Consider the following 24,479-nt stretch of genomic DNA (forward strand, 5'->3'; position numbering starts at 1 on the left):
CCTGGGAGGGTCTTAAAAGCCCCAGCATCGGGCCAAAAGAAAGAGTGTAAGACCCCTATAGGGTCTTAACTTGCAAAATCAGCCAGCCATTCGCTCGAAAATGGCGTATGAACTGGCTGTAAGGCCCTGCTAGGGACGTAACGCCCCGGCATCGGGCCAAAAGAAAGAGTGTAAGACCCCTATAGGGTCTTAACTTGCAAAGTCAGCCAGCCAATCGCCCGACAATGGCGTATGAGCTGGCTGTTAAAGCCCTGTGGGGGTCTTAAACCCCCAGCATTGGGCCAAAAACAAGAGCATAAGCCCGCCGCAGGGTCTTATGCTCGCAAACCCAGCCAGCCAACGCCAAGAATAAGCGTGCTGGCTGGCTGACAGGCCCCTGTCGGGCACGCACCGCGGCATGAGCCAAGCTCCGCGAGGAGCGAACCGCATCCCGCCCGCCTACTCCGGGCGGTTAACCGTGCCGCTGCCGATCTTGTAAGGGGAGTCGACTCCCTCGTACATGAGGTGCATGGACATTCCAGCGGCGGCATGGTCCAGGTTGTGGCAGTGGTCCATCCATATTCCCGGGTTGTCGGCGATGAAGCCAACCTCGTATACGTCCCCGGGCGTAACGTCAAGCGTGTCGGACCACCATGGGCTGCCGGTTGCCTGCACTCCGTTGCGCGACAGCACGAGCATGTGGTGGCCATGCAGATGCATGGGGTGGTCAACGGAGCCGCGGTTAACGATCGTCATTTTGACAAGCTCGCCTTCCTTCACCATGAACATCGGCGTGTCCGGGAACAGCTTGCCGTTCATTGTGTAATGAAAGCCAAGCTCCCCATTGTAAAAGCCTAGTTTGTTATCCAGCACCAGCTTGAACTCCCGGTCGAATAAGCTGTTCGCATCAAACGGCGTCTCTGCAGGCTTGCCGTAGTGGAGCGGATCGAACTCGGCTGCTAGCGGAAAGCTGCTTTTTAGTGTGGGAACAGCTGCTGCGCCGCTTGCGCTCATAAGCAGGCCAAGTTTGTCACCTGCCTTACCAGCGCCAACTGCCAAATAAACGGGTGTCTCCGGCATGATGAACGTTACGTCGTATCGTCCTCCGGTTGTCAGCTTCAAGCTTACATTGCTTAAATCACCCGGTTGAATGACCTCCGTTCCGTCGATTGCAGCCACTTTAAATTTGGTTCCAACCAGCCGATAGGTCTGGCGCACCCAGTCATCGGTATTGATGAGCCGCAGCCGCACTGGCGTTCCTGGCGCAATTCGAACCGGTTCAATGCCGTCGTTGATGCCGATTGCGAGATCTGTGAAGTCCGCTCCCTGCCATACGTGACTGATCACATTAATATCTTTCGTTCCAGACGGAAGTCCCTCGGCGGGCTCAACGATCAAGGGACCGAACAAGCCTCTTTGCACAGCTTTCATCGACTCCTGATGGGAGTGATACCAGTATGTTCCCGCTTGCTTGGCGACAAAACGATAAGTATAGCTTTCTCCCGGCATGACGGCATTTTGCGTAACACCGGCTATGCCGTCTTCCGCATTGGGTACGTCCAACCCATGCCAATGCAGGGTTGCTCCGTTTTTGATGTTTTTATTAATAAGTGTAACCTCAACCAGCTGGCCTTGGCGTACGCGCAGTTCCGGGCCGGGAGTCTGTCCGTTAAACGTCCAAGCCTCTACTTTTTTGCCGGAGCTAAGCGTTACGGTCTTTGTTTCTGCTGTCAGCGTGAACCGCACATCCGGCTCCCCGTCTGCCGGTCCTGTTAAGGTATCCACGGACACCTTCGGCTGGATCCCAGCATGAGTATGCGCCGTTTCTCCTTCATGATCATGTGCAACCATTTTGGAGCCGATGCCATAATCGATTGTGCCGGAAGACATAGCGAGCGTCACCGGAAGCAGACTGTCGTTTTTGAGTGACAGAAACGGAAAGTATGCAATCGCCGCTGCGGCAAAAACGATGGCAGAACGGCCCATCAAGCGTCTCCAAGGGCGATTCACAGGTTCGATGCCGGTGAGACCGATGCGCGAGCTGCGGTTCAAATGCGACATCCATAACCCAAGTGCTGCTACGGCAAGCACAAGGAGGGGGATGACAATCCCGAACAGACTGGATGGCATCGTAGAAGTCAGCAGCAAATATAAGCCGGTCAGCGAACAAAGTGTCGACAGCTGATAAGGCAGGACAACTGCAGGCTGAGCCGCACGTCCCCGGAGTCTTACATCAAGCGGACTGTGCCGTTTGCGGCCTGTAGCCTGCCGGATCCGGCGCAGCCGGGGAATAGTCATGATCCATAGCATGAACGGAGGAACGGCGGCCAGCGGCAGCAAGAGCAATCGGTCTGCCCAAAATATCGGCTTGCTGGAAGCAAGCATTAGAATGACTGCAGCGATAACCCCGGCGGCAGGCACGGATAAGACAACGGCCCACCCTTTTAGCATGCGGGCATTTCGATTAAGATGCTCCTCTGAGCGGCTGTATAGTAAAGTGGATGCTTTGTTTCCGGCAATCCATGAGAGTATAATGGACAGGAATAAACTTACTTGGGCGATAATCATCGCAGCGATATACAAAACCGTGTCCTCCCCGTATAATAGGCTTAGTCCATTTTACTCTTGTAAAGACTGTGCTTAACACAGCCCGAGGATGGGGTTGCAACTGGACTTAAGGCGGGTTTATCCGCCGATAAGCCGTACAGAAAATCAAGTTATGTCACTCATTATACTAAAGGAGGTGAATGCTTTGGTAATTGAACTTCATGAGGTCATTCCCTATCTGCTCTCGATCAGTATTATCTGCTCATTTGCGTATGCGGCCTATTTCACTCGCCAGTCTATTGAGGACAACGGCGGGTGGTCGCCGGAACGGTTCATCTGGGTGCCGCTTATTCTGCTAGTACACCAAGTCAGCAGCCCGGACCGCACCCAGCACTGGCTCGTTCGAAAAGTAAAAAGGAAAGAATCCCCCGACGGTGAATCCGCGGATTGCAGCTCCTCGTTGCGAAATCAACAACACACACAACGAGGAGGATTTTTATGGAGACAACTTCAAACCAAGCATTCGCCTTTCTTAAAAAATATCGCTTTTTAGCCGTTATTGCCATTCTGCTCATCGTGAGCGGCTGCGGCGCACCCAACGGTACGGTTGACGCGAACACGCCAGGCTTTTTCAACCATTACGTCGTGTTCCCATTTTCGTACCTCATTCAACATATCGCTTCGTTCTTCGGCGACAGCTACGGAATGGCGATTATTGCAATGACGTTGCTTGTGCGTCTGGTACTGATGCCGATTATGCTTCGCCAGCACAAGAGCCAGCAGAAGATGAAACAGAAGATGGCGATTATGCAGCCGGAACTGAACAAGCTGAAGGAAAAGTACAAGGACAAAACGCCAGAGTCGCAAGCGAAGATGAACAAGGAAATGATGGAGCTGTACAGCAAGCATCAGTTCAACCCGCTAGCGATCGGCTGTCTGCCGATGCTGCTGCAAATTCCGATTCTTACCGGATTGTATTACGCGATCAAAATGACACCGGAGCTTGCACAGCATTCCTTCCTGTGGTTCCAATTGGGCGTTCCCGACCATGTGCTTCCGTTTCTCGCAGGCATTATCTATTACATTCAATTCCGCACCTCACAGGTGGGAGTTGATCCTGCGCAGGCGAAGCAAATGGCCTTTATGGGCTATATTTCGCCCGTCATGATGGCGATATTCTCTTTCTCTGCACCGGCAGCTGTACCGTTATATTGGGTAGTCGGCGGGACATTTATGATTTTGCAGACGATGCTGGCCAAACGTTTGTATCCCGTGCTGAAGCCGGATCAACTGCCTGCAACAAGCGTTTCGAACAAATAACAACAAGACGCATCTCCAGAAGGGGGGTGCGTTTTTTTCTGGTTTTCTGTCTTTTCTCCGGCGATAGACCTATAACTTGCTCGCTATTTGCTTTATACCTAAGATTTTAAGTGGTATACTGTAGATATTGTATAATTCAGACAACTTCACACTGCCTCCGATAGCTTCCTTCCGCAGCTTCCGGATTAAATAGGCGAACACACACGGTTGGCCAGTCCAGCAGGGCGCAATATGCCTGCCAGACTAAGCAACGGCTCCGCGCGCTTCTTTTTCATCGCTCATTCATTATCGCTTAATCCTGCTTTTTCAAGGCTGACTGCCGGGGATACGCTGCCGTCAGTCTTTCGCTGGCATTCGGCAGTACATGGCTTTGCGGCTCTTCCGTGAACAAGCCGAACTTGTCGTCAATATCTTTCTCCGTCACCAGATCTTCTTCTGAATTTCTCTCTTTGTTATCCATCGTCGTCCCATCACACTCCCTGAGTTATGATCGTTAGAATGCCCCAAAGGAGGAATTTCATATGATAAAACTATTTCCGGCAAATGAACGGAACTCGGTTGACTTAGGGTGGCTGCGCAGCGCGCGAAGCTTCTCCTTCGGCGATTACTTCGACCAGGATAATTACGGCTTTGGCGTTATGCGCGTACTTAATGATGACGTTGTTGCCCCGGGACGCGGCTTCGGAGCCCACCCGCACAGCGATATGGAGATCGTGACGATCCCATTGGCCGGAAAATTGAAGCATGAGGACAATTTGGGCAATATCGAAGTCACCTCCGCAGGCGAGGTGCAGCGGATGACTGCAGGCAGCGGCATTATTCACGCCGAGTACAATGCTTCCGATACGGAAGAATGCCAGTTTTTTCAACTGTGGTTTATGCCGCAGGAGAAAGGTCTGGAGCCGTCCTATGAGATGGTAAGCTACGACAACGACAAGCTGACCAATGCGTTTGTCCCGATCGTTACACCGGATGGCGCAAACGGCACGGCAAGCATCCATCAGGATCTGACGATCTATCTGGGCCGTCTGGAGCCTGGCAAGAAGCTCTATCATAACCAGCAGCCCGGCAGAAGGGTATTTGCCATGGTTATTGAAGGCAGCGTAGATATTAACGGATTCAGCATGGGGCCGAAGGATTCCATTCGCGCGCAGTTTGAGCCCGATATTTTGCTGCGGACGGGTGAAGAGAGCGCATTCGTATTGTTCATCGACTTGCCTTGATATACAGACAAAGAGAAGGATGGGAGGGCTTTACGTGCACGAAACGTTACTGATTAAGCATGCTGTGGGAGGAAGGACATTTGTCGATTCCGATCGGCAGCCGGTTACCTATCAGGCGGAGCAGGCCGAAGGAAGCCAGTGGTCATTTGAGGTTCAGAATCCTCCGGAGGAAGATGTGGAGGAGCTGCTGAAATGGCGCAGCGAGCTGAACGTATTTCTATTCCGTCATTATGGAGAAGAGAAGCCGACGGAGAAAATTTGGTTCTACGCCCAGGAAGATACGGTAAAATATGATAAGGCCAGTCACATCCTTACCTTTTCTGCGAAATCCAGCATTACGTATATTCCACAGGAGTTTGGCTACAAACTTTAAACGGTTGGATTATGAAATATCAGGTTGGGAATGAAGGATTTAGTTTACTAATCATATGACCAAGTTTACAATATACATGTTGCAAGCCGGATAAACATACTTGGCGATAAAAAAATTTTTATTAGGATGAATGGAATTTTTTAAAAAAGAAACGATAAAATAGTCAGTCAGCATATTGTGGAATTTGATTTCAGGAAGGGGGCGTTACCGATCTATAACCGGAAAAAGATTCAAGAGGAAATTCCAGAGGTCAACACAAAGATCTGGTCCTGCGCAAGTGACGACTGCAACGGTTGGATGCGCGAGAACTTTTCGTTCGAACAGGCTCCAACTTGCTTGCTCTGCAATTCTCCGATGGTGAGTGGAGAGCGGATGCTGCCCATGCTTGTAAATGCTAATGACAACTTGAAGCTGAAGGCGGTCGCGGCTACGGCTGAGTAATAGGCTGAGCTTAGATGGGATGCTCCTCGGAGCATCCCGACTGTCAACGATGCAGATGCCCTGCTGGCATATCATTAAGTTAAGGCTTAACTTAATGATATTGCCCCTATAGGGCATCTTTTTTTTGATCAAAGGGCGAACGTATGTGTGCTATACTGGATAGAGCGGAACAAAACGGATGGTTTGCGGCAGCGCGTAACCAGAATCGGGTGATGGCATGGCCATGGAAAAAGAAGTTGCGATCGCGGTAAGACCGCTCGTGGAATATGTGTACCGCGCAGGCAGCATCGAGTCCGGCTTTCAAATGGCCGATGCGATGGCGGAAGGGACGCGGGTGCATCAGCAGGTGCAGAAGCAGTATGGCGAGCAGGATCAGAAGGAAGTGTATCTCTGCGCAGCTATCGATTATGAAGAGCTGACTTTTCGAATAGATGGCCGTTGTGACGGTCTTCTGGTTAGCGAGGAGGGCAGCGTAACGATTGACGAAATCAAATCGACTCGTGCAGACTTGTCACGGCTGGGAGAGGAAGGTATCCCGGTGCACTGGGCTCAAGCCTGCTGCTATGCCTATATGTATGCGGCTGAACAGGGTCTAGAAGAGATTGGAATTCAGCTTACCTACGTATCCGTGGAATCCGGCGAGCGCCGCGTATTTAGACGTGCAGCATCTTTTGCGGAGCTGCAGCAGTTTATGAAGGATCTGCTGCGTGATTATGCGCCCTATGCCCGGATGCTGCTGCGTCACGCAGAGGAGCGGGATACGAGCATCTCCCAGCTGGATTTTCCTTTCGACATGTACCGGAGCGGACAGCGGAAACTGGCCGGAGCCGTATATCGGACGATTGAGGAGGGTGCCAATCTGTTCGCCAAAGCGCCAACTGGTATTGGCAAAACGATCTCAACGACGTTTCCCGCCGTCAAGGCGATGGGTGAAGGGCTGCTCAGCCGTCTATTTTATTTGACGGCCCGTACGACGACGCGGACAGCCGCGGAGGATGCTTTTGCCCGGATGGCGGTGAAGGGGCTTCGCATTCATGCTGTAACGCTAACCGCGAAGGCAAGCATTTGCTTCCAGGAGGAGCAGCGCTGCGATAAGCACCACTGTGAATATGCGGACGGCTATTATGACCGGGTGAACGGAGCGCTGCTTGATTTGCTTGGCAATGAGACAAATATGACCCGTGAGGTTGTAGAGCGCTACGCCCGCAAGCACCGGGTTTGCCCATTTGAGTTTTCGCTGGACGCCGCTTATGCTGCGGATGTTATCATTTGCGATTATAACTATATCTACGATCCGAGGGTGTCGTTGAAACGGATGCTTGGCGAGCAGAAGAAACAGACGGCGTTGCTTGTCGATGAAGCGCATAACTTGGTTGACCGGGCGCGGGAAATGTTCTCTGCCGAGCTGGAGAAAGCTTCGTTCCTAGCGCTGCAGCGCCTGCTTAAGCCGGTGTACCGGGAAGGTTATGCTGCAGCTAAAGCGGTGAATGATTACTTTATCGCCCTGCGCAAGGCATGCGGAGATGAGAGGGAGCGTTCAGAGAGGGAACTGCCAGAGGAGTTAATCGGTCTGCTGGAGGTATTCGTTGGAGCGGCGGAGACGTGGCTCAGCAATCGCCGCATGGGCGCTATAGCGGGCTCAGCCGAGGGTGCCGTCAGTCCAGAAGCGGAAGCCGAAGCTCTATTGCTGGACGTTTATTTCGGAGCGCAAGCCTTCTTGCGGTCCGCTAAGCTTTATGACGAACGCTTCCTCACCTATACCGAGGTGCGGGGAGGGGATGTCCGGATGAAGCTGTTCTGCCTCGACCCCTCGCATTTGCTTCGCCAGACGGGCAAGGGATACCGGTCGCAAATTTATTTTTCAGCTACGCTTTCACCTGCTGCTTACTATATGGACATGCTTGGAGCTGCGCCAGAGGATTACACGTTAGCAGTACCTACGCCGTTCTCGCGTGAACAGCTCGATGTACAGCTGGTGCCGATCTCGACCCGCTATCGGGACCGGGAGGAGTCGAGAAGGCCGATTGCACAACTGTTGAACCGGCTGGCAACGGAGCGCCCCGGCAATTATTTCGTATTTTTCCCGTCATACGCCTATATGAATGATTGTTATGAGACCTTATTGGCAGAAGGGGAGACGCTGCCGTTCGATACGCTGCTGCAGCAGCCGGCGATGTCGGAAGAGGATCGGGATGCATTCATGGCTGCTTTCCATGCTGGCAGAGACCGTACATTGGTTGGATTCGCGGTGATGGGAGGCATCTTTTCCGAAGGGATCGATTTGGTCGGCGACCGGTTGACCGGTGTTGTCGTTGTCGGGGTAGGACTGCCGCAGATCGGTGCGGAACGGGACCTGTTGAAGACGTATTTCGATGAGACCGGCAAGAACGGATTTCATTACGCTTACGTATTTCCGGGCATGAATAAGGTGCTGCAGGCGGGAGGGCGGCTTATTCGCTCGGAGACGGACAACGGTGTGCTGGTGCTGGTGGATGACCGGTATTTGAGGCCGGAATACGAACGGCTGCTGCCGGAAGAGTGGCTGCCGTATGAAGTGATTCGTCCTTAATAACTATAAATAGAATGATGAAGAAGTTTGGAGTGATCGTTCAACATGAATGCTACAGCTAATCGTTTGACAGAGGATCGTAAGCCGGCATCTTCGGCCAGATTGTGGATGGCGCTGCTGCTGGGCTCGCTGGCTGCATTTGCGCCTTTATCGATCGATATGTATTTGCCCGCCTTGCCTGAATTAGCGGGCGATTTCAAGGCGGGCACGTCGATGTCGCAGCTCAGTCTGACCGCATGCCTGCTCGGCATTTCGCTTGGACAGCTGCTAATTGGGCCTTTAAGTGATGTCCGGGGAAGGAGAAAGCCGCTGCTGATCGGCTTAGCCGTCTACGCAGTGGTGTCCGTGCTTTGCGTCATTGCACCGTCCATTGAGACGTTCGTCCTGCTGCGATTTATACAAGGCGTTGGCGGTGCTGCCGGAATCGTTATTTCCCGCGCAATGGTAAGGGATATGTATGAGGGAGCCGAGATGACGAGGTTCTACTCGATGCTGATGCTTGTCAACGGCGTCGCTCCCATTGCCGCTCCGATCGCCGGAGGGCAAATATTGAAATGGACGTCATGGCGTGGTGTCTTTATCGTACTGGCCATCATTGGCGTATTAATGCTGCTTGCCGTATGGTTCGGCTTGAAGGAAACGCTTAGGGAGCAAAATCGGCTGAAGGGCGGGCTCGGCAGCACGCTGCGGACGTTCCGGCGATTGCTGAAGGACCGGTTATTCATGGGCTATGCGCTGTCACAGGGACTAGTTATTGCCGGCATGTTCGCATATATCTCCGGATCGCCCTTCGTTTTGCAGGAGCTGTTCGGTTTGTCAGCGCAAATGTACAGTGTTTGCTTTGCCATCAATGGCATTGGTATCATTATCGCCAGCCAGACAGCTGGCCGTTTAGCCGGGAAGGTCAGTGCAACCAAGCTGCTGCTTACGGGACTTGGCATGGCATCGCTTGGCGGAGTCACGCTGCTTGTGATGATCTTGCTGGGTATGGGCTTGTTCGGCGTTCTTATCCCGCTATTTTTCATCGTTTCGAGCGTCGGTCTCGTGTCGACAGCGAGCTTCACTCTCGCGATGCAAAATCAAGGTCAGTCGGCAGGAAGCGCATCGGCTCTGATTGGTCTGCTGTCATTCGTGTTTGGCGGCTGCATGGCGCCGCTGGTCGGCCTTGGCGGCAGCGGAACCGCATTGCCGATGGGGATCGTTATAGCGTCGGTTAACGTTGCAGCGGTGCTCTGTTACGCATTGCTTGTGAAGCGTGTACGATAACAGGGTATCAGACGGTTTGATATTTTGGCACAATGAAGGATAGGAATCAACTCGAATCAGTGGAGGAGGCGACCGATGGCACTGCTGCGACCCTATATATTTGGCGAGGATGTGCGGACACAAGCGGCTTTTTACGCAGAAGCGCTGCAAGGAGAAATAGTCAGCGTTCAGACCTTTGGCGATATTCCGGAAACGGAAGAAAAGGACAGAAACCGGGTCATGCATCTGGTACTACATGCTGCGGGTCAAGTGTTCTATATGGCCGACGCGGGGCCAATCGATCGAGGCAACGGCTTGGAGCTGACGCTTGAGTTTGAGACGGAGCAAGAGGGCAGACAGGCATTCGAGGCGCTATCCGCAGGCGGCAAGCTGTTCATGCCCTTCGAGCGGATGTTCTGGGGCACCGTATTCGGCCGGCTGGAAGACCCTTATGGCGTGCGTTGGCAAATTTCTACGCAGCCCGAAGAGGATAAATACGTCTAAATTGGCGGCGCGTCGAGTGAATTAGGCTCGGCGCGCCGTTTCAAGTTGAAGCTGTTGATTGCCAAACTCTTCGATCTGCTGCAAACCTCTCCCTGGTGCAGTTTCCCCGTTAATTACTTTCTGTATGGTATCTGATAAATAGTTGGAAAATTGCTGATTAAAAAGTTCGGAAAAGCTTTTCATTTGTTCATCACTGAGGGTTGTATATGTCTTGGCGTGCTTCGTATACATAAAGTGAAAGGGGTGGGCGGCATCACTGGCAGTAGCGGAGGACATCGATGCTGGCAACACGCTATTTTGTCTATCCAATATCTTTCCCGAGCCGCTTAAAATATGCCGTATGACCTTTATGGCTTCCTCTGCATTAATGCTTTCTTTGTGCACGGAAATTAAGTGCATCAAGTCAATTGGAGTTGCATCGGGATCATTGCTTGGCAATGGAAGAACTCCCCATTCAAATGAAGCATCAGCGTTCACCAACTGCTCTAGATAGGACTCTCTGCCAATCGTCATGGCGGCTGAACCTTTTATGAAGCGGTCTGAATTGGAAGCTGCGGTAGGGATTGCTTTTTCGTCGTACAGAGATTTTACAGACAGCAGAACATTCTCCCAGCTTTCGGTATGAAACTTCATTTCCGTGTTGTCTTTATTCAGGAAAGTGAGCCCTTCAGACAAACCGATTTTAGTAAAAAGTACAGCTGGATCTGGATTGGCTAGGTACAGACCAGCCGTATCTGAATTGGCAAATCGGCGTGCCAAGCGAATGGTGTCCTCCCAATTCATCGTTTCCTCTGGCAAGGAAATGCCTAATCTCTCGAATTCATTTTTGTTATAATACAACGCTTCTGTACTAAATGAAGCAGCGACACCATAGATTTCTCCTGTCCCATTTCCCTGCTGCTCTAGTACCTCCCTTACACCCGGCGGTATTTGATCGAGGGCTGCCTCTCCTAGTTCTTGCTGGAGCGGCAGAAGAGCATCGTCTTCGTACAGGATTTGTTGCTGATAGGCATTTATAAAGAGAAGATCCGGCGTTTCTTTGGCAACCAGTTCGGGCAATGTTTCGACAAGAGGACGGTCGCTGGCATATAGAGGAGCAGACGAGATTACTTTAAATGCGATATTCGGAAATTCCATATTAATATAGTTGCCGTAGTCGTTATAAAAGCTTCGTTTGTCCGAATACAACACTTTCAATTCTATACTGGAGTCAAATGAAATGTCAGGTTCTTTGGCCGCGCAACCCGTGAATACAATCAATAATGCCACAGCCAATATCATTTTATGAAAAAGAGTTCGCATGAGCAGTCATCCCTCAATTGGATTTGCTTGATCTTACTTGGCCTGAAGCCGTGTATTGCCGAAGTCTTCAATGCTTTGCAATCCGCTTTGAACATCAACTTCATTGTTCATTATTTTCAGTAATGTTTCGTCGAAATAGCTTTGGAATTCCGTCGGCATATAAAAGCTCCGCTTCTGCTGCTCAAGTGCCGATATATTCGCGTCTTTGCTGTATATAAAGTGAAGCGGATGAGCAGGATTGGTATTCACTTCATTTAGCAAAGAGGAAGACAATAATGAGCTTGAATGATACTGAATGTTGGACATCTTGCCGCTCATCAAATATCGGATGAATTTTATCGCCTCTTTGTCTTGTTGACTGCTGCTGCTAATGCCAACTAATCTTTCAGGGTCTATTTCCATTGCTGAACGATCTTTCCCTGGTATGGGTAGTACATGCCACTCAAAGTCTGTGTTTCGCTCATCCAGTTGATCATAAAAATAACTGTTCCCAACGGCCATCGCGACGTTGCCTTCCAAAAACGGGTTTTCATCATTAGCATTCAGATCGTTCAGTAAGCCTTCTTCATACATAGGCTTTATAAGCTCTACAATTTTCCTCCAGCTGTCGGTGTTAAGCGTTACTTTATTCACGGCTCGATTCAGGTATGTAAGACCTTCCGTTAACCCGATCCATGTTACGAGTGAGCCTAGACTGTAGGAATTGGTGTAAAGACCTTCCGTTTCAGAGCCGGAAAATCTGCGGGCTAATTGAAATAGCTCCTGCCAGCTCAGACTCTCGTCAGGAAAGGAAATCCCTTGTTTTATAAAAAGATCTTTATTAAGAAATAACACATTGGAACCAAATGAAAGAGGAATTGTATAAATCTCGCCATCGCCCAAATACTCCTGCTGTTGCTTCACGCCTGGGTGCAAACTTTCTAATGTTTCTTTGCCAAGCCGGTTTTTAAGCGGGAGAAGCTTCTGTTCTTCCTGCAGAATATCCATGAGATAGGAATGCATCCCAATATAGAGATCAGGCTGTTCAGCAGAGACGGTTTGCAAGAGCTTTTCCTTATCGTAAATATCCCGGGCGGGTATGATTTCAAATTTGACATTGGGAAATTCCATATTAATATAGGTGCCGTATGCTTCGAAAAAGAAATCGCTAGTGGGGGCCATTACTTTTAGCTTGTAATGCTTGTCTTTCTCAAATGAGCTTTCATCTTCTTTATTCGCACAACCAGAGACAATCATGCTGCATAACAGAATAACAAGCATGGCTTTAAACGCATTCAACTCATCACATCCCAGAGTTACTTTTACAAAATTAACCTTTTATTCAGGTTACACCGATAAGGGTATTATTGTAAATAATAGATATTTCAGAAATAAATACTCGTTTGAATAAGCATTTGGATTTCAATCCACCCTAATCGCCATGAATATTCCCGCCCCTTCCGGAGTATAATTTCTTATTCCCGACGGAGAGAGAATAGAAAAAGATAGGCTAACTTTTTATTGACAGTTATTTCATGGGATGGTAAAGTGACAAATAGATTTCAATTTTCGAAAGGAGGATTACGTGATGCGTAACATGATTGCAGTACCCCAGAATCATAATTTTAATTCGCAAACTAAACAAATCAACGTAATCCATCCGCGAGTCATTACTCTTTGAATTTAAGGGTTATCCCATAAAATCAAAGGCGCATGGTTACGTAACCGTAATCGTGCGCCTTTTTGCTTGCAGCGGTCGATGAGTGGCTCTCTTTTCATGACACTCATTCTGCCGCCAGACAAGGAAGCGTATCTCCGTTTACGGTGACACGCTTCCTTTTTTTGTTATTAAAGAGGTGCCGGGACGTAACTTTTGCAGCAAGTAATGGCGATTGCCATTTGAATGATTGCATGTATGGATGGAAAACAGGAGGTGCCTGGACAGAATTATGTTTATCGTACTTAAGAAGCTGAAATGGTTTTTTGCAATGAGTTGGAAAAGATACACTGTAGCCGCTGTGCTGCTGATTGTAGCCGGCGTATTGGATGTTATTCCGCCTTGGCTGATCGGCTACACCATCGACGGCATCCATCAAGGAGAGCTCGGAACGGCAGGGTTCTATGAAGTTGTATTTGGCTGGCTGGCCGTCGTAATCGTCGGTTATGTTATTTCGTATGTATGGCATTATCAATTATTTGGCGGAGCCTTCGTCTTGGAGAGGCTTATGCGCTCCAGGCTGATGAGGCATTTTTTGAAAATGACGCCAACCTTCTTCGAGCGCAATCGCACGGGTGATCTGATGGCCCGTTCGACCAATGACTTGAACGCCGTGGCAACAACGGCTGGCTTCGGTATTTTGACGCTGATCGATTCAACGTTCTTCATGGTAACCATTCTTATCATGATGGCGGGCATGATCAGCTTGAAGCTGACGCTTGCTGCGCTGCTGCCGCTGCCGTTCATGGCTCTCGCGATGACGTACTTCGGGAAAAAGATTCATAACCGGTTCATGGCTTCGCAGGATGCGTTCGGCGAGCTGAATGATCAGGTGCTGGAATCAGTGTCCGGCGTACGCGTCATTCGCGCCTTTGTGCAGGAGGAAGCGAGCCAAGGACGATTCGAGAAGAAAACGTCGGAAGTATTCGATCGCAGCATTGAAGTTGCCAAAATCGATGCCTTGTTTGAACCAACGATGAAAATTCTCGTTGGCCTCAGTTATTTGATTGGTCTCTGTTATGGCGGCTTCCTTGTTTTCCACAGTGAGATTACGCTGGGCGAGCTTGTTTCTTTTAACGTGTACCTCGGTATGCTCATCTGGCCGATGTTTGCGATCGGCGAATTGATCAACATCATGCAGCGGGGCAACGCCTCTCTTGACCGCGTCAACGAGACGCTGGGCTATAAGGCTGATGTTACAGATGCGCAAGACACAACAGACGTTACGGAACCGGATACGATCCAGTTCAAAGGCGTAACGTTCCGCTATCCGTCCTCTTCGGTTGATAATTTGAGTCAGGTGTCATTTGCTATTCGCAAAGGCCAGACGCTTGGCGTTGTGGGACGCACCGGCAGCGGCAAGACGACGCTGCTCAAGCAGCTGCTGCGCGAGTATCCAATCGGCAACGGAGAGATTTCTGTCTCCGGCGTTCCGCTTGGCAAGCTGAAGATTGAGCAATTGCTGGGCTGGGTCGGTTATGTTCCGCAGACGCCGATTCTGTTCTCGAAGACGATACGGGACAACATCTTTTTCGGCTTGAAGGGCGAAGGCTCCGAGGAAGATTTGAACCGCGCGCTGGCACGGGCTTCATTCGCCAAAGACGTTCAGTTTCTGCCTGACGGGCTGGAGACGATGGTTGGAGAGAAAGGTGTTGCGCTCTCCGGCGGACAGAAGCAGCGGGTCAGCATCGCACGCGCTTTGATTGCCGATCCGGAAATACTAATGCTGGATGATGCCCTATCCGCCGTTGACGGACGGACCGAGGCTGAGATTATCGATGGCATTCGCACCGAACGTGCCGGTAAAACGACGCTCATCACGACGCATCGTCTCTCGGCTGTACAGCATGCGGACTGGATCGTCGTGCTGGATGAAGGCAAGATCGTTCAGGAAGGCAAGCATGAGCAGCTGATTCTGCAAGACGGCTGGTACAAAGAACAATATGAGCGGCAGCAATTGGAGTCGTTCATCGAATCAGAATAGGATAGGAGGCGTCCGCGAACAATGGGTCAAACAGGCAAACGATTGTTTCAATACGCCATGCTATATAAGAAGCCGATCATTTGGGCGCTCCTGCTGCTCGTGCTTGCAGTAAGCTCTGAGCTTGCAGGACCGTTCATTGCGAAACGGATGATCGACCAAAATATATTAGGCATCGAGAAAAAATGGCATGAGGTCGCAGCGCAAGAGCGCTATGCGGTCGAATATAAAGGCAAATGGTATAAACGCGAGGATCACTATGAGCCTGGCGAAGCAAAAGGAGCTGAAGTCCGGGTGCTTCAGTCCGGACGCAAGTTCTACTGGCTGGAAGGAGCGCTTCCTAACTCGGGCGAGCGCCGTGCCGTGCAGGATGGCGTGATGACGGTGACGAGCAAGGAAACCGGCGAGCAGGCTTCTGTTCCGGTGACACTCATCTCGGCAAAAGAATTGTATCAGTTCTACAAGCCGGAAATTCCGGCATTAATGATACTGGCTGGCGTTTACTTCGGCCTCCTGCTCTTAGGCGCAGTATTCACCTATGGACAGAGACTTCTGCTGCAGACATCAGCGAACAAGATCGTCCGCCAGATGCGCAATGACGTCTTCGCCCACACACAGCGGCTTCCAGTCGGCTACTTCGATACGCTGGCTGCCGGGCAGGTTGTATCGCGTGTAACGAATGATACGGAGGCGATTCGCGAGCTGTATGTTGCGGTTCTCGCGAACTTCTTCTCGGCAATCGTCTACATGACGGCGATTTACGGGGCGCTCTTCCTGTTGGATGCGAAGCTTGCGCTGTTCGCTTTGCCGCTTGTCCCGATTCTGATTATCTGGATCAAGCTGTACCGTAAAATCGCGGCCCGCTATAATCGGATCATCCGTTCGAAGCTCAGCGAAATTAATGGCATGATCAATGAATCGATTCAGGGCATGCCGATCATTCAAGCGTTCCGCCGTCAGAAAGAGACGATGAAGGAATTCGACGAATTGAATGAATACTATTTTACGTATCAGAACAAGCTTCTCAGTCTGAACTCCATTACGTCGCATAACTTGGTTAACGTTATACGGAACTTGATGTTCCTAGTCGTTATTATTATGTTCTGGGGCGACTGGCTGGGTGCGGCAATAGGTGTCGGTGTTCTCTACGCTTTCGTCGATCTGATGAACCGGATGTTCCAGCCGATCGTCGGCGTCGTGAATCAGCTTTCCAATCTGGAGACGGCCCGCGTCTCGGCAGAACGCGTATTTACACTCATGGATCAAGAGGGTGTCGAGGTTGTGCCGGGCACGATGGAGCGCTATCGCGGTGAAGTGCAGTTTGAGGACGTAACCTTCGCCTATAAAAAAGAAGAGTATGTGCTGAAAAATATTTCGTTTACCGCTCGTCAAGGCCAGACAGTGGCTCTGGTCGGGCATACCGGTTCCGGCAAAAGCTCGATTCTCAATCTGCTGTTCCGCTTCTATGATACGAATAAAGGGCGCATCACGATTGACGGTCAAGATGTGCTGTCAATTCCGAAGCAGCATCTGCGGCATCATATGGGCATCGTGCTTCAAGACCCGTTCTTGTTCACGGGCACGATTGCTTCTAACGTAAGCCTCGATAATCCGGCGATCAGCCGCGAGACGATCGAGCAAGCACTGCGCGACGTAGGCGCTTATGAGATGTTCGCATCACTGCCGGGCGGAATCGACGCTCCTGTCATTGAGAAGGGAAGTACGCTGTCCGCTGGACAAAGACAGTTAATTTCTTTCGCGCGTGCGCTGGCATACGATCCGGCGATTCTCATTCTGGATGAGGCGACAGCCAGCATCGATACAGAGACTGAGGCGATCATTCAACAGGCGCTTGATGTGTTGAAAAAAGGCCGGACGACGTTCGTCATCGCGCACCGGCTGTCCACGATCCGCCAAGCGGATCAGATTCTTGTGCTGGATCGCGGCCGCATCGTAGAGCGCGGCGATCATGATCAGCTGATGGAGCATCGCGGCAAATACTTCGCGATGTATCAGCTGCAGCAGGGGGCAGCGGTTACCGCCTCCTAATAAAAAAAGCGGGTATAGCGCCTAAGTTTAAGGGCGCCATACCCGCTTTTTCGTTCTCTATGCGAAGAATCGATTATTCTGTCTTGAATTTGCTGATTTCTTTGTTCAACGCAGCCGCCAGTGAGCGGAGCTGTACGGCCGAGCTGGCAACTTCCTGCATCGAAGCAAGCTGCTCCTCGGAGGAGGCGGCAACGCGCTGCGAGTGCAGCGATGAGCTTTCTGCAATGTGCTCCAGCTGGTCAAGCGAAGCAGCGATTTCTTCACTGCCTGCGGACATCTGCTCAGAAGCGGCCGATACTTCTTGTACTTGCGAAGAAACGGCGCGAATAGCTTCTACAATTGCCCGGAATGATTCGCCGGCCTTCATAGAGATTGCCGAGCCTTCACGAGCTCCGGATACAGCTTGCTCCATAGAGCGTACCGCTTCATTCGTATGGCTGCTGATGCCTGTAAGAATCGTACTGATTTGCTCGGATGATTCTTTGGATCGCTCAGCCAGCTTGCGGATTTCATTGGCTACGACCGCGAAGCCGCGTCCATGCTCACCGGCGCGAGCCGCTTCAATGGAAGCGTTCAGCGCCAGCAGATTTGTCTGGTTAGCGACATCGCCAATCATGGCAAGAATGGTGCTGATCTGTCCGTTCATCTCTTCAAGCTGCTCCAGCGTCGTTACGGTGCTGGATACGCTGTGCTCGATGGCATGAATCTGCTGAACGGTTTGTCCTAGTACTTCTCCGCCGGCTACGGCCAGTTCTGTCGTATCGGCAGCTAGATCTGATACAGAGGATGAGGATTCTGCAATACGCTGAATGCCGACCGTCATTTCCGTCATCGCACGCTGGCATTCCTGGAAGCTTTGCAGCTGCGTATCGGCGCCTGCAGCAACCTCTTGAATCGCCTCGGCCACCTCTTGTGTTGCGGCAGCGGTCTGCTCTGAGCTTTCCTGCATGTTCGCCGCTGAGCTGCTTACTTCTTCGGATGCCGAACGCAGATTGTAGGTCAAGCTGCGCAAGCTGATAATCATGTCGTTAAAAGCAGCCGATACGAGGCCGATTTCGTTGTTGTTGGTAACGGGCACTGTCTGAGTCAAATCGCCTTTAGCCGCTTGAGACGAAATTTCGGCGAGCCGCTTCAATGGGCTCAGCGCTATTCTTGCCAGCCAGACGACAAAAGCCATAGCAATGACGATGAACAGAGCTGCGAGGCCGATGCCTTTCCACAGCATGGCGTTCATCTTGCCAGTGACATCATCGTAATCGAAGTCGATTGCAAAATAGCTGATGATTTTGCCTTCTTTGTTCTTAATGGGTGTCAAATATGTAATCCAGCTGCCCATATCGTCTGTATATTGTTTTAGTTGGATAAAATCCTCGGTCCCAAGCTTTTCAAAGCCTTCGATAAACGCATGCGGCAGTTGATATTGCTTGTCTGTATCATAGCCCAGATCGACCATGTTTTTATTGCTTTTAATGATAGTGGCATATTTATTATCGTCTTTTTCAATCATATTCGGCATGAACAGGTATGCATTTTTAACCAGCTCATTTGTATTCATCGCATCCAATTGCTTTCCGAGCGAATTGAAGGTTGCTTGATTGTCACGCTGATCCGCCCGCATTTGGATGTAGGCATTTGAGACAAGATCCACATTCGCCTGCATTTGTACTCCGAACGTGCGGGTAGCGCGCTTCATGTCTGCTAAGTAGGCTTCCTTCTGGGCGCTGTAGGATGTCCATTCAAAAACGCCGATAACGGCGATGAACAGAGCGGCGAGCACAATGGAGCTCGTTAAGGCTAAACTGCGGTCTTTAATCTTAAGGATGAATTTAATCATTACTGTTACTCCTCACTTGATGTATAATGCAGCAGCGCTGCTTCTCCTGTGATATTTATAACGACATTATAGGTCTAATTTATTAGATAAGTTTATTATTTGATGTTAGAAATGTATTTGGACTTATTTGTTCGCCGTTATAAAGCTGTATTTCATGCTATTTTTAAGCGAATTTCATACAGTATTAAGCTAAGGTCTTTAGGATAGAGGTTGTACTTAGTCAAATACACAGAAAGGAGGAGATGTTGATGAAGAGGAAAAGCAGCAGAGCATGGGCGGCAACAACTTTAGCGTTAATGCTGGCGCTTGGCGGAGGTTTGTCTGTGGAGAGCGTCTATGCAGCTCCGGCCGCAAGCTTGTCTATCTCTCAGGGGAAAGCGGATGATGGCCCTTCAGACAGCAAGGATCAGACATCCGTTGATAGCGGTAGTGACACGGAGGCAGGAGGCGACGCCTAGGCCTTTATAACTTGGACAACGCCCCAAAATGCAAATGTACATGTAAATGGGGCAGAAACGAGCCGAACCGACAATGAGGCCTGGCATGCATATGTACATTTGCATTTTGTTTTTGACTGCTTTTGCATAACGGGTGTTGGATTACGGGGAAAATAAAGGAGCGGTATCGAGAGGGCGCAGGTCAGTGGCCTGCCTTTCGATATCGCTCCTGTTTTGTTGTATGTAGGGTGGTCACCAGCCTACTCCGTTTTGCAGCTTCGAACTTTACCCCTTTCCGACATTTTACAGCATAATGTCAGCCGATCAGTCATATTATTCTAGATACTGGCAGGACTAACAGATCGTTCACAGTAATTTCACACAACCCTTTCTTGACGGCGGGGGTTGTTTTTGGTTATAGTTCAATAATCGAATAGTTCTACTGTGAAACTATATAGACATGCAGAGAAAGAGAGGGAACGTATGACTGCGCCAAACGTTGAATTTTTAAAACAGATTATTTCGCGCTACGAATCGGTGCATTTTACAGTTAATACAAGATTGACTGCTATGATCCGCGAGTTGATGCCTGATGCGCTCACTGTAGACCAGTTCGCCACGCTCCGGTATTTGCGGTCGGCGGGTGCAGCTAAATCAACGGACCTTGCAGATATATTCTGTGTAGGCAAAAGCTCGATTACCGCCATCACAACGCGGTTGTTCGATAAAAACCTTATTGAACGGCATCCGGATGAGAAGGACCGCCGCGTTACGCTGCTCCGTTTGACGGAGGAAGGGAAGCGGATGTCAGACTCAATAGAGGATGAGATTCAGGCGATGATTGCCAAGTTTTTGAATCATTTTGAAGAGGAGGAAGCCCTTCAATTCATCAACACGTTTGAGAAATTAGCGAAGGTCATGACGGAATCTATGGAGACGGAGAGGAGCTAGAGAGAAAATGAGAATCGTATTAAAGCTAAGATGGGTCTTGCTGGCGGTATGGCTGGTGGCAGCCGCCGGGCTCATGCTAAGTGCGCCAAATATGCAGGATCTCGTCCGCGACAAAGGTCAAATCACGGTGCCTGACGGTTATTCGTCGACAAAGGCCGCTGAGATGATCAAGCAGTTTGAGGGGAAAGAAGGGGGAGGCGGGGCGGCTACCGTTCTAGTTTTCCACGATGACAAGGGGTTGTCGGACAGTGACATGACGGCCGTTCAGTCTGGCATCAACAAGCTGAAGGAACGTAAGGATGAGCTGCATATTACTAGCATGACTACCCATCTGGACACTCCTGAATTGAAGAGCCAGATGCTTGCCAAAGACGGCAAAACGATGATCGCGCTCGTCAATGTCAATCTTGACGGTGCAGATTTGTCCGAGGTTCGTGACGGTCTCTACAGCGCATTGTCGGATGTTAAAGTCGATCATTATTATACAGGCAACTGGATCATCTCCGAGGATGTCATGCAAAGCTCGGAGGACGGTTTGAAGAAAACCGAATTTATTACCGTAGGATTTATACTTGTTATTCTATTCCTTGTATTCCGTTCCGCAGTGGCGCCAATCGTACCGTTGCTGACCGTAGGCTTCACCTACTTAGTATCGCAATCCATCGTAGCCTATCTGGTAAAATACTTTGGATTCCCGCTTTCGAACTTTACGCAAATTTTCCTGGTGGCCGTCCTATTCGGCATAGGAACTGACTATTGTATTCTGCTGATCAGCCGGTATAAGGAAGAGCTGTCGCATCGCGGGGGCAACATTCCGGAATCGATCGTAGCGACCTACAAAACGGCAGGCAAAACGGTATTGTTCTCCGGTCTGGCCGTATTGGTCGGCTTCGCGTCGATCGGCTTCTCGACCTTCGTCTTGTACCGCTCTGCGGTAGCGGTAGCCGTGGGGATTGCCGTACTGCTCGTGGCGTTGTTCACGATCGTACCGTTTTTCATGGCGGTGCTGGGGCCGAAGCTGTTCTGGCCTTCTAAAGGCTCGCTGGAGCATAAGCCAAGCGGACTTTGGGGCGCAGTCGGCAAGTTTTCGCTGAAACGTCCGGTTTGGGCGCTTGTTATTTTGGCGGTACTGATTGTGCCGTTCCTTACCGCTTACAAAGGTTCGATCTCGTTTAACTCGCTGGACGAAATCGGCGATAAATATGACTCTGTAAAAGCGTTCAACCTGATTGCTGAAAGCTTCGGGCCAGGCGAATCCTTGACCTCGACTGTTGTCGTCAAGTCGGATACCCCTATGGATACACCAGAGGGCTTGGCTGCTCTGGAGCAAGTAAGCCGGGAGCTGGGCAAGGTTGAAGGCGTGAAGACGGTCCGCAGCGCGACCCGTCCAACCGGTGAAGTGCTCGATGACTTCCTGGTGACTGATCAAGTGGGAACGCTGGAAGATGGTTTGGGCAAAAGCGGCGACGGGCTGGGCCAGATCGGCTCGGGTTTATCCGAAGCCAGCGCAGCGCTTAGCGATAATGCGCCGAAGCTTAATCAAGCAGTCGATGGCGTTGGTGAGCTGGTGAATGGCACCAATGCATTGAAGAAAGGCGTCGTCCAACTGGGCGATGGACTGAAGCAGATTGAAAAAGGGCTGCTCGACGGCTCCGCCGGTGCCAAGGAGTTGAGCGCCGGTCTTAGCAAAGCGAAGACGAGCGCCGATCAGCTTGCGGCAGCCAGCAAGGATTTGCTTGCCGGCTATAAGCAAGCGGAATCTGGCGTTAGCCAATTGACGCAGGCTTATGGCGCAATTGCTTCTGAGCAAGCGAAGCTTGCCGACGGACTGGGAAGCCTGGGCAAAGGCTTGGCGGGTCTGGAGCAAAGCCATCCGGAGCTGAAGGATGACGAGGCGTATGTGCAGGCTCTTGCTTCGGTAGCGCAAATGCAGCAAGGCGCTTCGGCTCTTGGCCAGCAATTGGCGATGCTGAATACGCAGCTTGGCGGTGTAGCCGGAGGCTTGAAGCAAGCGAACGGCGGCTTCGAGCAGGCTTCAGGCGGTCAGGCAGCCTTGGCGCAAGGATTAGGCCAACTGGCGGACGGTATTGCTGCGCTGCAGAAAGGCATTGAGCAGGCCGCTGCCGGTCAAGGGCAGATCGTATCGAAGCTTCCAAGCGTTACGCAAGGCTTTGATAAGCTAGCCGGCGGACAAAAGGAGCTGCAATCCGGTTTTGCAGACTTGAACGGACAGCTTAGCCAGCTTACCGGGGGCTTGGATCAAAGCGTCGACGGTTTGACGCAAGTAACCGACGGGCTTTCGTCGGCGAAAGGGTACTTGAGCGAGCTTTCCTCTTCTGCGAACAAGCAAATTACCGGCTGGTTCATTCCGCAGGAAGCGATTGATAAACCGGAGTTCCAGCAAGCGCTTGACGTTTATTTGTCCGAGGATCGCAAAACGGCGAAACTCGATGTCGTGTTCAGCGGCAACCCGTATGAGCAAGAAACGATGTTGCAAATCGATGATCTGGAAGCTGCAGTCGGCCGTGCTATCAAGGACACTGCGTATAGCGACGCTACCTATGCGGTCGGCGGCGTATCGAGTATGAATAACGATTTGAGCAATATTTCGAATGCGGATTACAGCCGCACCGTAATTTTGATGCTGATCGGGATCTCCATCATTCTCATTATTCTGTTCCGTTCGATCATTATGCCGCTGTATATGATCGCATCGCTGCTCGTGACGTTCTACACGTCGATGGCGATTACGGAAGTGATCTTTGTAAGATTGCTTGGACATTCCGGTCTCAGCTGGGCGGTGCCGTTCTTCGGCTTCGTCATGCTGGTCGCGCTCGGTATCGACTACAGTATCTTCCTGATGGACCGCTTCAAGGAATATCGCCACTTATCGCCTTCCGAAGCAATTCTGGAAGCGATGAAAAACATGGGCACCGTCATTATGTCGGCAGCCGTTATTCTGGGCGGTACCTTCGCGGCGATGCTGCCGTCAGGGGTCATGTCGCTGCTGCAGATTGCAACGATCGTGCTATGCGGATTGTTCATGTACGCACTCGTGATGCTGCCGCTGTTCATTCCGGTCATGGTGCGTATGTTCGGCAAAGCCAACTATTGGCCGTTCATGCGCTCGGATGACGAGCTGGACTCGCCATCATCGCCAAGCGAGAAAGTTCGCGCTTATCCGCGTGACACTACGATTTAATGGGCTAGTGAAAGGGATGTGGCCTGCTTAGCAGGGGACGGTCTTTGGACCGCTCTCTTGCTGAGCGGGCTTTTTTCTTTGTGGGCGGTGCTGAAGCAGGTTCGCAACCGGCGAACCAAGGTTCACGAGTAGCGAAGAATACTTGGCTGCAGGCTGCAGCTGGCTTCTCGGCGGTCTGATTTGCGAAGCTAGCTTTGCAAAACAGCGAAGGCGATTCGCTGTAGAGGTTGGTTAGTTAGTTGGCGGAGTTTAGCGAAGCAGGCTCGCAAATTAGCGAAGTAAGGTTCGTTCTAGAGGGGCAAAATGGGCGTGCGGTGGCGGTTGATGAGAAATAGCGAAGTAATTTTCGCAAATCGAGAACCAAGGTTCACGAGTAGCGAAGAATGCTTCGCTGCAGGCTGCAGCTGGCCGCTAGACGGTCTGATTAGCGAAGCTAGCTTCGCAAAACAGCGAAGGGGATTCGCTATAGAGGTTGGTTAGTTAGTTGGCGGAGTTTAGCGAAGCAGGCTCGCAAATTAGCGAAGTAAGGTTCGTTCTAGAGGGCAAACTGGGTGTGTGGTGGCGGCTGGTGAGAGATAGCGAAGTAATTTTCGCAAATCGCGAACCAAGGTTCACGAGTAGCGAAGAATGCTTCGCTGCAGGCTGCAGCTGGCCGCTGGATGGTCTGATTAGCGAAGCTAGCTTCGCAAAACAGCGAAGGTGGTTCGCTGTAATAGTTAGTCAGGTGCAAGGCGGAGTTTAGCGAAGCAGGCTCGCAAATTAGCGAAGTAAGGTTCGTTCTAGAGGGGCAAAATGGGCGTGCGGTGGCGGCTGGTGAGAGATAGCG

Annotated in this window: 18 protein-coding genes; 13 read left to right on the top strand and 5 right to left on the bottom strand. The window is 50.9% G+C overall.

Annotated elements, in window-relative coordinates; translation table 11 throughout:
• Positions 1–438: 438 nt before the first annotated feature.
• Entirely contained in the window at positions 439–2,430 is a 1,992-nt protein-coding gene (locus ACFVVF_RS18050; protein WP_387812489.1) for a multicopper oxidase family protein, read from the bottom strand.
• A 301-nt stretch (positions 2,431–2,731) separates the two neighbouring features.
• Here ACFVVF_RS18050 and ACFVVF_RS18055 point away from each other — a divergent pair, with 301 nt between their 5' ends.
• Positions 2,732–3,079, top strand: a complete 348-nt coding sequence (locus ACFVVF_RS18055; protein WP_387812492.1) for a hypothetical protein — start codon at positions 2,732–2,734, stop codon at positions 3,077–3,079.
• The gene (gene yidC, locus ACFVVF_RS18060) at positions 3,025–3,846 is read left to right on the top strand and encodes a membrane protein insertase YidC (RefSeq protein ID WP_387812495.1); all 822 of its coding nucleotides are present in this window, start codon (positions 3,025–3,027) and stop codon (positions 3,844–3,846) included. Before ACFVVF_RS18055 ends, yidC begins: the two co-directional genes overlap by 55 nt.
• Positions 3,847–4,138: 292 nt before the next feature.
• Here yidC and ACFVVF_RS18065 read toward each other — a convergent pair whose 3' ends face one another.
• The gene (locus ACFVVF_RS18065; protein ID WP_387812498.1) at positions 4,139–4,306 is read right to left on the bottom strand and encodes a hypothetical protein; all 168 of its coding nucleotides are present in this window, start codon (positions 4,304–4,306) and stop codon (positions 4,139–4,141) included.
• A 61-nt stretch (positions 4,307–4,367) separates the two neighbouring features.
• Between ACFVVF_RS18065 and ACFVVF_RS18070 the strand changes: the two genes are divergently transcribed.
• The 6 genes from ACFVVF_RS18070 (at position 4,368) to ACFVVF_RS18095 (ending at position 10,201) form a co-directional block, all read left to right on the top strand.
• Complete coding sequence (locus ACFVVF_RS18070) at positions 4,368–5,069, top strand: pirin family protein (RefSeq protein ID WP_387812501.1); 702 nt, start codon at positions 4,368–4,370, stop codon at positions 5,067–5,069.
• 34 nt (positions 5,070–5,103) lie between these two features.
• Positions 5,104–5,442: a hypothetical protein gene (locus tag ACFVVF_RS18075; RefSeq protein ID WP_387812504.1), complete on the top strand. Its 339-nt coding sequence runs from the start codon at positions 5,104–5,106 to the stop codon at positions 5,440–5,442.
• Between the two features lie 177 nt (positions 5,443–5,619).
• The gene (locus ACFVVF_RS18080) at positions 5,620–5,883 is read left to right on the top strand and encodes a cold-shock protein (RefSeq protein WP_387812507.1); all 264 of its coding nucleotides are present in this window, start codon (positions 5,620–5,622) and stop codon (positions 5,881–5,883) included.
• 223 nt (positions 5,884–6,106) lie between these two features.
• Positions 6,107–8,452, top strand: coding sequence for an ATP-dependent DNA helicase (locus tag ACFVVF_RS18085; protein ID WP_387812510.1), 2,346 nt, complete (start codon positions 6,107–6,109; stop codon positions 8,450–8,452).
• 45 nt (positions 8,453–8,497) lie between these two features.
• Positions 8,498–9,718, top strand: coding sequence for a multidrug effflux MFS transporter (locus ACFVVF_RS18090; protein WP_387812513.1), 1,221 nt, complete (start codon positions 8,498–8,500; stop codon positions 9,716–9,718).
• Positions 9,719–9,793: 75 nt separating this feature from the next.
• Positions 9,794–10,201: a VOC family protein gene (locus tag ACFVVF_RS18095; RefSeq protein ID WP_387812515.1), complete on the top strand. Its 408-nt coding sequence runs from the start codon at positions 9,794–9,796 to the stop codon at positions 10,199–10,201.
• A gap of 21 nt (positions 10,202–10,222) precedes the next feature.
• Here the strand turns inward: ACFVVF_RS18095 and ACFVVF_RS18100 are convergent, their stop codons facing one another.
• A complete protein-coding gene (locus tag ACFVVF_RS18100; RefSeq protein ID WP_387813148.1) occupies positions 10,223–11,470 on the bottom strand; it encodes an ABC transporter substrate-binding protein in 1,248 nt (415 codons plus the stop codon).
• A gap of 66 nt (positions 11,471–11,536) precedes the next feature.
• Entirely contained in the window at positions 11,537–12,781 is a 1,245-nt protein-coding gene (locus ACFVVF_RS18105) for an ABC transporter substrate-binding protein (protein WP_387812518.1), read from the bottom strand.
• A gap of 650 nt (positions 12,782–13,431) precedes the next feature.
• Between ACFVVF_RS18105 and ACFVVF_RS18110 the strand changes: the two genes are divergently transcribed.
• Positions 13,432–15,183 (top strand): ABC transporter ATP-binding protein, encoded by a 1,752-nt coding sequence (locus ACFVVF_RS18110; protein ID WP_387812521.1) that lies wholly within the window; start codon positions 13,432–13,434, stop codon positions 15,181–15,183.
• 21 nt (positions 15,184–15,204) lie between these two features.
• Positions 15,205–17,229: an ABC transporter ATP-binding protein gene (locus ACFVVF_RS18115; protein ID WP_387812525.1), complete on the top strand. Its 2,025-nt coding sequence runs from the start codon at positions 15,205–15,207 to the stop codon at positions 17,227–17,229.
• A gap of 73 nt (positions 17,230–17,302) precedes the next feature.
• Here ACFVVF_RS18115 and ACFVVF_RS18120 read toward each other — a convergent pair whose 3' ends face one another.
• The gene (locus ACFVVF_RS18120; RefSeq protein WP_387812528.1) at positions 17,303–19,063 is read right to left on the bottom strand and encodes a methyl-accepting chemotaxis protein; all 1,761 of its coding nucleotides are present in this window, start codon (positions 19,061–19,063) and stop codon (positions 17,303–17,305) included.
• Between the two features lie 248 nt (positions 19,064–19,311).
• Between ACFVVF_RS18120 and ACFVVF_RS18125 the strand changes: the two genes are divergently transcribed.
• From ACFVVF_RS18125 to ACFVVF_RS18135, 3 genes are all read left to right on the top strand, one after another.
• Positions 19,312–19,521, top strand: coding sequence for a hypothetical protein (locus ACFVVF_RS18125; RefSeq protein WP_387812531.1), 210 nt, complete (start codon positions 19,312–19,314; stop codon positions 19,519–19,521).
• Between the two features lie 462 nt (positions 19,522–19,983).
• A complete protein-coding gene (locus tag ACFVVF_RS18130) occupies positions 19,984–20,451 on the top strand; it encodes a MarR family winged helix-turn-helix transcriptional regulator (RefSeq protein WP_387812534.1) in 468 nt (155 codons plus the stop codon).
• A 7-nt stretch (positions 20,452–20,458) separates the two neighbouring features.
• Positions 20,459–23,653 carry an MMPL family transporter gene (locus ACFVVF_RS18135; protein WP_387812537.1) on the top strand — a complete coding sequence of 1,065 codons (3,195 nt, stop codon included), beginning with the start codon at positions 20,459–20,461 and terminating at the stop codon, positions 23,651–23,653.
• The last annotated feature ends 826 nt before the right edge of the window (positions 23,654–24,479 follow it).

This window comes from Paenibacillus sp. NPDC058174, from assembly GCF_042883865.1.
Lineage (GTDB): Bacteria > Bacillota > Bacilli > Paenibacillales > Paenibacillaceae > Pristimantibacillus.